At 37.6% G+C, this 9,968-nt stretch carries 5 protein-coding genes; all 5 read right to left on the minus strand.

What is annotated here, in order from left to right; translation table 11 throughout:
- Positions 1–59: 59 nt before the first annotated feature.
- The gene (locus PA598K_RS32605) at positions 60–713 is read right to left on the minus strand and encodes a DUF1643 domain-containing protein (protein ID WP_185602364.1); all 654 of its coding nucleotides are present in this window, start codon (positions 711–713) and stop codon (positions 60–62) included.
- Positions 714–878: 165 nt separating this feature from the next.
- Entirely contained in the window at positions 879–1,799 is a 921-nt protein-coding gene (locus PA598K_RS32610) for a hypothetical protein (RefSeq protein WP_128660927.1), read from the minus strand.
- The gene (locus PA598K_RS32615) at positions 1,799–3,262 is read right to left on the minus strand and encodes an AAA family ATPase (RefSeq protein ID WP_185602365.1); all 1,464 of its coding nucleotides are present in this window, start codon (positions 3,260–3,262) and stop codon (positions 1,799–1,801) included. The genes PA598K_RS32610 and PA598K_RS32615 overlap by 1 nt, the downstream gene beginning before the upstream one ends.
- A gap of 265 nt (positions 3,263–3,527) precedes the next feature.
- Entirely contained in the window at positions 3,528–4,178 is a 651-nt protein-coding gene (locus PA598K_RS32620) for a hypothetical protein (protein ID WP_185602366.1), read from the minus strand.
- Complete coding sequence (locus PA598K_RS32625; RefSeq protein ID WP_260405728.1) at positions 4,144–9,879, minus strand: ATP-binding protein; 5,736 nt, start codon at positions 9,877–9,879, stop codon at positions 4,144–4,146. Before PA598K_RS32625 ends, PA598K_RS32620 begins: the two co-directional genes overlap by 35 nt.
- Positions 9,880–9,968 lie beyond the last annotated feature (89 nt).

Raw genomic sequence — 9,968 nt, forward strand, 5'->3', positions numbered from 1 at the left:
CTTTCGTAATTTAGGATAAATGAAGCTACAGGCAGCCTTAATTCACATTGTCTAATTAATTACATTTCTTTGTTTTTTAACACTTTCACTTCTTCGAAGTCACCGATCATGCATTTTTTCAATCCTATTATGCCCGCTTTTCTCCCTGGGTGTCTTGGACTTCCTTTTTCCGTCAAAGTCATTTTATATTTCTTAGTCTGAATAACATAAATCCTATCTTTGCCCTTTTCCCTGATCATCTTCATAATTTTTTGTACCTGACTGTAATATAAAAAATGGTTCATTTTATGCGGAGGGTCTCCCCAAGCCAAAACTATATATTTAGAAAACCTGATCGCCCTTGATATTACCCTGTTATTAAATCTTATTTCCCGAAGAATTGTTTGAGGATTCATTACACGCGATAAATCATTATACAATTCGTTCGATTTACTCTGATATATTGGGAATAAATTTAATGCACATATTTGCCCTACGTTACTTATCTTTCGCTCGGTATTCAAAACTATCATTTGTTTTTCTGCAAATTCAAAAACATCCTTTATCGTTTCATCATAAATTTCTTCATCAGCAATGCTTGGATTCATCATAATCCACGTCATACAATCAGTTTTATTATTTTGAAAATCAATGCGAAGATAATAGCGCAATGGTTTATCAATTCCAGGAACTGACTTTTTAATGCATTTAACTCTGTAATGCGTCGGGTACATGTTCATGCATCTCCATCCATTCCCTTATTGCAAAAAGAAAATAGACGGCAATCTCGCCTTTCCTCTTTACCGTCTGAAAAAATCGATTTCACGCAACCGGGGCCCAAGAGCTTTCGACCTGTTATTGGCACCGATTGCCGCTATTGACAAAGTGTTTGATGTTTTTTACTTCTGATAGTAAGCCTGAACATTCGGAAGTGCTTCTTCAATAAACCATTTCGAACTTTTTAAAGCTTCAAACATATTAGTTTGCCATGAGTTTGCATTCTCGGATGAGTATGATTCCAAATTATCATTAATAAATTCCAAAGCTTTGTTTGAGGGGTTAGCATTGTACTCTCTTATTAGAGATTTAACACGATAATTAAATTCTCTCGCAGCATTATCAGCATATAACTTCCCTAAATTAAGTAAATTAAATTGATAATTAATACGTGATTTTAGCACCGAATCTTGAAAATCAGTGGCTACTTCGTAAGTAAATGTAATTGGCCACAAATTCTCCTTAACTTCACATTTTAACCATTTGATATGTCGAGTTTCCTCAAAGTAAGGATGGATTAGCATTTTTTTTGCATCAAGTTCGTGATTATCCAATTTATCTTTATTACAGTCAGAACAGCATGGTAACAGATTTACAGGCGTGATTGCAAACGATAGAAATTTTGTTTTTGGAAGATAATGATCAACTGTTTTTACCTCTCTGTGTGAACAATACGGACATAAGTTGTAGTAAGTGTTGGATAGGATGGACTCATATACCTCACGACCAACTTTTTGTGAACCAGGGGTGTCTACTAAATAATTGGAATAAACCTTTTCGATTTCCCAATCCAAAATAGACCTTGGAATACCGTCACTTAATTTCGCGATATCCGGTATATTTATTATTTTCTGTACAGGTATAGTATGTAGTAACCTTTCTTCTGCCAAACTTATATACTGTTTTTCCGCATCCACAAGATCGGACTTTATATTTGATAATCGAGTTACTATGAAATTGTTCTTCTCATTATTATGTCGGCCCTTAAGTAAATCATCAAAAAATTCTTCAAGTGAGTGCTTAGGCAGATTTAGTCGGTACATTATGGTTTCCTCTTATTTTTTTCGGTAATTTCGTTTATATATGTTCTTACTATTGATTTCGCTTCAATACTAAGTTCATTATTAAAACGCTCAAGCACCGAATCGTAATCAGGATTTTCCTCAACAATTTTTCTAAGTAAGGTATGAAAACCAGTCTTGGGTATCTCTAACCCAAATACTTCTTCTGTCAGCACTCCAACGTTTTCTCCGAAGGTCTCGAAACGTGGCCGATGAATATTCATTTGGTCTCCGTACTTACGAATAATTGATACACATGATTTAGGTACCTCTTGTAAAACAACTGGTGAATGCGTTGCTAGTATAGAAACCGCATTTTCCGCAACCGACAACTCAGAAAGCGCGCGTATAAAAGCTGACAATAAAGGGGGGTGCAAATGAGTCTCTGGTTCATCAATAAGAATTATTGTCTTTTCAACAACTAGTTCTACAATCTTTGCGATTGATAATAAAACTATTTGGTGCCCCGAACTAAGGTTATCAAATATTTCACTGAACACTATACTACAGTTGTCTATTGATTCCTTATCTTGGGTAGTATCAAAATAAGACTCCAAGATTTCAATTAACCCCATATTACGCAGGTTATAATCTGCGCTAAGAATTTCTAACATTCTATGGAGGTAATAATGTCTCTTCTTTGATAAGATTCTATTTATCGAGTTATAAAATTCTGTTTTTAAATCCCCTTGTGATTTTGTTTTTGATTCCTCAGTTTTGACACCAACATAATAATACTCCTTCCCTACTATGGTCGATTCATAATGACCATTCTTATCGAAAACACTAAATGAGATAAATATAGCATTTGAAAAATCCTCTTCTAGTGAATCCTCTAGATATCCATCTATTATTCCTTTGAGCGTTGTCGTTTTCCCGGCACCATTCGTGCCAATAATTATGTGAATATTAGTAGGTGGTAGTGATTCAGGTTCAACTTCAAAATGAAATGTAGAGACTTGGGCTCCTGATGGTATATTGTAATCAAAATTAAATCTTGTTAAAACCGCCCCTCCATGGGCAACCCGTCTAAATTGCTTCGTTACAATTTTTTTATTCAATTCTCTAAGTAATGAGACACTAACTACCCTTTCATCTATGACCTCATCATATAGTTCTTTATTATATGCCAAATCATTTAATGCTGTTAAACATTCTATTCTTACATCATCTCCCAACCTACGAAGTCGCCGGTAAAACTTCACGTCTTGCCCTAGTGAAAAGTATCCGTCAGGCACAATTTCAAAAGTTGGTGGCAATGTAGTCGATCCTTCTTCTTGATTTTTATGACCTACTTTCACTAAACCAATTTCAGTTTCCTTTGAATCTTCATCACGATAAAATAGCTTAAATAGCGTATAAAAGCCAAAATCGTTCCAGTTATCTACAACTAAATAAAAGCCTGCTCTGTTCCTCTGAGTACGAAACGATGTAACATAAAACATTCGACTACCTCCAGTTCTTTTAAAAACCTTCCGCACTGAAATGTTGAGAGCTAATAATAGCCTTTTCAAGTCCCGTACGATGTTCGATAGACCTTTTATCTTTATTCTAGAACTTATTATCCACAATCGGATGGAGTTTTTAAGTTTTTTTGTGTATGCCACCATTTTATGTTTACCTCGGCACATGATGAGAATTAATAAATCTGACATTAACACAATTCACCCTAAAAAGGGGACGGAAGTTAAGTTCAATTGGCCCCCTCCCTTACCCGTGTTTCTTAAGTTCATCCCTATACTCAGTCAATAGCAATTGGTTGAATTCCGAGAAAACCTCAAGTTTCTTAATCCGCGAAAGTATAGTCTGTCGTTTTTTTTCATTTTGTTTTTGGCCTTCTCCCCAAATATCACTGACATCACTATACAAATCTCGAAAAATAACGGAAAAATGGTCGTCATCCTGAAGTGCTGCTGAATTCTCTAACCATTCGATTGTAGAGTCATCCGTTGCAGCCAATGCGGCTTGTTCAAAAACATATTTCAACCATACGCGCGCTGCTTCATCTATTCCATCGGCTACATCCAGCCACTTTTGAACTTCTTCCGGGACACCGTCCTTTTTTTCCTTTCTATTTTCAAAGAAGAAGTGACGATCATTTTCAGGATCAAGCCGAGCAAGCGTGCGAAGTATCGGCTCAAAATTTTCAAATGGCCTTGAGTCCCTTGGGAATGATGATTTATGATTCCATAATTTTAATATTGTTTCAAAACAACGTACTTCCGCCTCTTTTTTTTCAGCTCCAGTGCTATTTTCAACTCTTTCAATTTGCTCAGCAATATAATGTGCCATCCAACGAGCAGTGGTATCTACACCAGGATCCAAATTAAGCTCTTTGACTAGCGCTTTGCCTAATTTCATAGTACGTTTCTGTATCTCTGAGTCTTCCATCGGCTGAGAAGATAAATAATTTGCTAAGCGGTGGCTTATACTCATCCGACTCACTCCCTCTCATGTATGATTTCTGTCTGAGTCTTCTTCTAATTTGAACTTCAATAATTAATTCACTTTGGAATTCAGAACAAAGTCTTTTTAGAAATGAGAGCGATGCTGTTAGTCGATTACCGCGGCGCATTTCCTCATCTTCATGACTATCATGAATAGGCGCCCAGATTTCACAAATTATTGATGCTCTACTCTCATCCGCCAAAGTCCATTCCCTCTTCTCATAATCAGAGGATATCTTCATTTTCTCAGCGATTGAGTTCCCTATTTTATAAGGCGGGTAATCTACTTTAGCAGAATGTGGATCGAACTCATCCAGACGCTTAGATGCTTCTTCTTGATAAACCCAACCTTTAAGTTTAAAAGTTTCCACTTCTATTTCCATTCGATCTTCTTCGTAATCAGGTAACTTAAAATCATGAGGATTTGAACAGGTGCTCAATGCGTGCAAAAGAGATTGAGCAGTGGCCGATAATACGAGAGAGCTTGTAATATAGAAACTTTCCGATCTTTCACTATCTCCATCCTCCCAAGATCCGAACACGTTTAGCCATAGTTCTCCGTTTCTTTCAATCAATATGCCATCAAGAAAATCATCATTGGATATCTCTTCACGCCAATTTGGATTTCTCACTTCATTAATCCATTCCCGTCTATCCAAAGGAACCGGGTCTCTACGGTCATATAGCCAATAACTATCTCTACGAGTCAATAAGTGTCCATGCAACCACTCTTGCCACTCATCTTCATACCAATCTGAGCTATGAACAACAGGCATTTTCTCTAGCAACTTCGAAGCGACAACAAGCATGGCATGATATGAGAGATAAAAATTATAATCGTCTATACGAGGGTATCCTCCATGGTGATGAAACACATCTTGTTGTTCTCTCGACGATCTCCACAAAGAATGCCGCGGGTCATTTTTATATCCACCATCATGTTCTATATTCCATTCATTAATAACAACATCCGTAGCAAGGTCCTCTACTTGCTCACTTGAAATACCGAATACCCTTCCTAATGGTTCAAACCAGTAGCTATCAAAATCGTATCCATGATGAAAACTTAAATTAGTATCAATCGTCTCGTTTGCATGCCAATAACTATCTTTTGTGTGCCTACGACTCTCTAATTCAACCTTATCAAATTGACTTCTCCCCACTTTTTGTAATGATTCAATTACCTCTTTCGGGTAAGTCCCTGGGTGAGCCTTCTCGATTTTAAGTGCAATATCAGCTGCATATTTTTGAATAAGCATATGGGGAGAAGATTGTACGGCATATTTATAGAAAACATTACTATGATGCAGCAATATGTGCGGATTATCAATTGATACTCGAGCAAGTGAAATAAATAAATACAATCTTGCATGTAAGTTGTAGAACGGAAATTTATTAGCCCCAAATGCACCAATAGTATCCCTTTCCATCCAATTTATTAATGCATCGATCTCTTCACTACATTGAGCTTCTGCAAGTCTTCGAACACAGTGAACAGCACACCAGCGTGTTGAAGATCTTGGAGAACCTAAAGCAGACCAAACAAAACAAGTAAAAGCACTATCCATGTGAACCGGCGGCAACAACAATTGAGACCATGGCCCATCAGCGTACTCAGAATCAATATGTAATTCGAATCTAGATAATGCGAAGTCAAGTAAATCAGTTGCTTCTTGTGTTGAGATATATTTCGAAGCAACAGTTACAAAGCCAAAAAATGTAGTCGCATGAACCAAATCTCCATGGGTTGCTAATCCTTCGAATATTCCTTTTTGAATAAAAGGTATATTTTTCGCCCCTAAATGAAGTCTACTAGTGAAAAAAGAGATTGATCCCCTTTCCAGCAGATACGTAGCAAATCGTTTCCCCACGAGTTGCATGATTTGGGGCCACTCAATTTTAATGCTCATTTTGCGATGCCATTCTTCCGGCACTAACAAAAGCGCATTCTGTATATCATAAATATCGGCTTCATCTACTTTTATAAGCTCATACAAAAACTTCTTCGCTTCACTATCGGAAATTCGATTGTAGACTTCACGCCACAAGGATTCGCTGTTTCGCATAGTCTGAGGAATTCCATCATAGCGTAGGATAGCTTGTCTTAATCCATTAAGTGAAACCAAGTCCAAATCATGCAGCAGCTCGTTCCAATCAATCGCACTCTCTTCCGACTGTACACGGAGCGAGGAAGTACTTTTTTGGTTAATAGTATTCCCTTCTTCTTCAATAATGTCGCGATTATAAGCAATAACTTCATCCAATAGGTTACTTTGTAAAGAGTACTTTCTAGCCGTTTCACCAATCCTTTCCCAAACTTCCCCTCCAACTCCGTTTATCCTAAGTTCTCTAATGACTGAATCAAAAATATACTTCCGGTTATCATGCGATATTTCCTTCTCTATACATAGTCTCGAGAAATCCCCTATTTCAAACTCCGTCATAAACGCAGAAAGAGACCATGCTACCGTTGGTACAACGTAGCCGCTTCTTACAATTTCCTCGGACAAAGCAATTAATTGACGATTAAATCGACCAATTTCCCGGTCCCGCCATCTACTTAGTGCAGCGATTCCAGTTACCGGGGACAATCGAATACAAGTCATAACAGCTTCGTCCCTGTCCCAATACTTTTCGCGAGCTACATTTTCTCCGATAAGCTCTGCACAACGTATAAATCTGTAAGCTAAATCGCAAGGTGCAAATTCATCTACTTTTCTTTGGTTAGCTAGGGAAACAACTGCTTCCCATCTCTCTACGATTTCATCGCCAAATTTCGAAACAGCATCGATGGCAAAATTGAAGTAAACCGCGGCATCATCACGATTTACATTAATCAATGCTCGTGCAAGATCAATGTAACAGTTTGCCCTTTCCTCTGGGCCAATGTTTGTAGCAGAACGGATTACGTCATAAGCATATTGTTCAAAATCGCGCTTCTGTTCAGCTAAGTGGCTTAATCGGAAAGCAGCACGAACTAATTTTAGATGATCAGGAAGAAACATCCTGTTACTCTTTATATAATTTTCATAAAAAGTTTTGACTGATATTTGTCCGGAAAATATTTGAAACATCAAAACGTCACAACATATTCTAGCTATTTCCGTTGGTAAACTATCATAGTCTCTATATCGACTCGCTGTTGCTGATCCTGACTTCTTTTTCACTTCCGCTACTTCATTATCAAAATCAAGAATTTCCCCTGCTAAACAGCGTATCCGCAGCATATACCAAGGTAATAGTCCGCCAATTACCTCTTTTATTTCTCTTACCTCTTGTTCATCTTTATATTTTCTATTCTGTTGTAGATCCTTTGGAAGCAATTCATTAATATCGAATTCGAGGTCTGAAAGTAATACTTTTTTTAATGCCAGGGCACGCATAAAAATTGCACGATCTTTATTATCATAATCGCTTGTAATAGACCTTGAAGCACTTTGAGGGAAATAATGATTTAGAACCCTTATTATTTTCCCCTTCGGTAACTTGTTTGCTGCGCAAGATTCAAGAAATGAGATAAGTGATTGAAGTGTTGTATCTTGAAAGGTATTTTGTATATTTGAAATTCTCACCCGTTTTGTAGTTAGTAAATCAAGACACGAGCTGAGTACATCCGAATTGGGAATATGTCCAATATCTAAGGACTCATGTGCAAAAGCAATTATTAAATACTGATTGCGCAAACCGAGTTTTGCAAACTGCATTGCAGCAGATAACTCCCCTAGGTCCATAAGCCGTTTAAATAGTTGCCTAGAAATATGATAGATAACCTGCTTCGGTCGCCAACTCATAAGAAATTTGAAGGCTCTCTCTACTCCATGTAAATTAAAATGTGTGTATACGAGTTCCATAATTTCTTCATTTTTTAGTTGTTCATGATGAAATGGAGTATCTTCTTCTTTTTTCTTATCTATATCCTGGAAGTATAGACTTAACCAGCTCTCAGCAGCCCTAAGAAAGCTTCTGGCTTCACCTCTAAAATTCTTGACTGTTGATAACAACGCTGCTGAATAAACATTCTCTGATCCTCTCCAAGAACCGCTAAACAAACGACGAAAAGAAAACTCCTGTACACGTTGTTCATCTTGTAAAGGCGCAATCAGATCAATATTGCTTGCAAGAAGTTCGAACTGTCGTTTATCACCAGCTACTTCTTCACCAGCTCGTAAAGCTAATTTTATTGCCTCAACAAAGCTTTTTTGCTTCAACGAAGCCTTAAATGCAAATTGAAGACGAAATACTCGAACATTTCGCTCATCAATGGGATTATCGGGGAGATAATTATCGGATAAAGCTAATTCAACAAGATCGGTGTTCTTCCCTGCTTGTAATAGCAGAGCAGGCATAGCAGAAGCGACATATGAATACTCGTTAGTTAATGGTTTGATTTGTTCAATAAAAAACTCTATTTGTTCCTTCGATGCTGCATAAGTTTCCCTAAACCAAGTCTCCGTAGGCTCATCTCTAAACTGAACTGAGGAGTCAGAAAGCCATAAGGGACGTCCTATATCTGCAACAAAACTTCTTATAGCAGACTCCTCAACATCAGCTGCCCTAGATAGTATCTTCAATGGAATAAAGGGAGGTAATGTAGCAAGACCTACACAGATAGAGTCGATTTGTTTTCTGTAATCAGAATGAAGTTTATCTCTTATTGAATCAATTGCTGACATTAATTGTCCTTCTATTTGTTCATCGACAGTGGTTCCAATACTACCAAGTCTGGAGAATACTTCAGCAATCGTACTACCATTTAAACTTAAAGCATTTGACTGTACGCGTGGATTGCCACTAGTAAGCCTATGAAATTCTACTCCGTCCTCTTTAGACGCTTGCGGATAATGAGACCTTAAATAATCAGAAGACTCTTTCTCCGAAAATGGCTTCAACTCAAGTTGTTTGATGCTACTAGGCGGCTGGAGTAAATGTCTACGCTCGGTTCTACAAAGAGCAACTATTTTAGCACCTTCGATTATACGTTCACGGAGAAGTTCATGAGCAAAGCAATTATCATTGAACTCCGCCGCGGCCATTTCAGCATTATCGGCTGCATCTATTAGAATCACTAGGACTGCATTGCTATTTGATTTCTTCATAGCAATAACTGCTGTTTCAATTCTATCGAGGAACTTTCTTAATATATCTGTTTCAGATGCGCTGGAATTCACTATTAGTGGATCGCAAAGGCCTTGTATAGCCAATTCATTAACAATCTGAACAAATGCTTGACGATGGTGATGCCTCACTTCGCTCCGATTACGATAACGTCCACCACCAAAGCAATCATATACAACGCCGAAAGATCCAACAGGTAATGATTTGGCTATTTGGCGAGCAAAAACCGTTTTTCCTACTCCTCCAGGAGCATGTATGATCAACGGAGCTGCTAATTCTAAAATGGTTTTCAACAAGTCATTATGCTGCTCTCTATGCACAAGAGATTCAAGTTTTTCAAACTCAGGTGGAGCAGGAAAGAGATCACGTTCAGACGTAACTTTAAATTTCTCAAGTATTTCTTCACGAACAATTACACCATTGGAATCAGGTAAAGCCTTGTCGCGAACTAGTCCAGTAATACTTTCTATTTCAGGGTTATCAATGCTTCCAGCAACCAACTGAGATATTTCTACATGAAGCCTATACTTCTGTCCATTATAGTCACCTTCACCGTCTGCGAATTTTATCCTAAATTACGAAAGCCCAT

It is taken from the genome of Paenibacillus sp. 598K (assembly GCF_003851045.1).
Taxonomy (GTDB): domain Bacteria; phylum Bacillota; class Bacilli; order Paenibacillales; family Paenibacillaceae; genus Paenibacillus_D.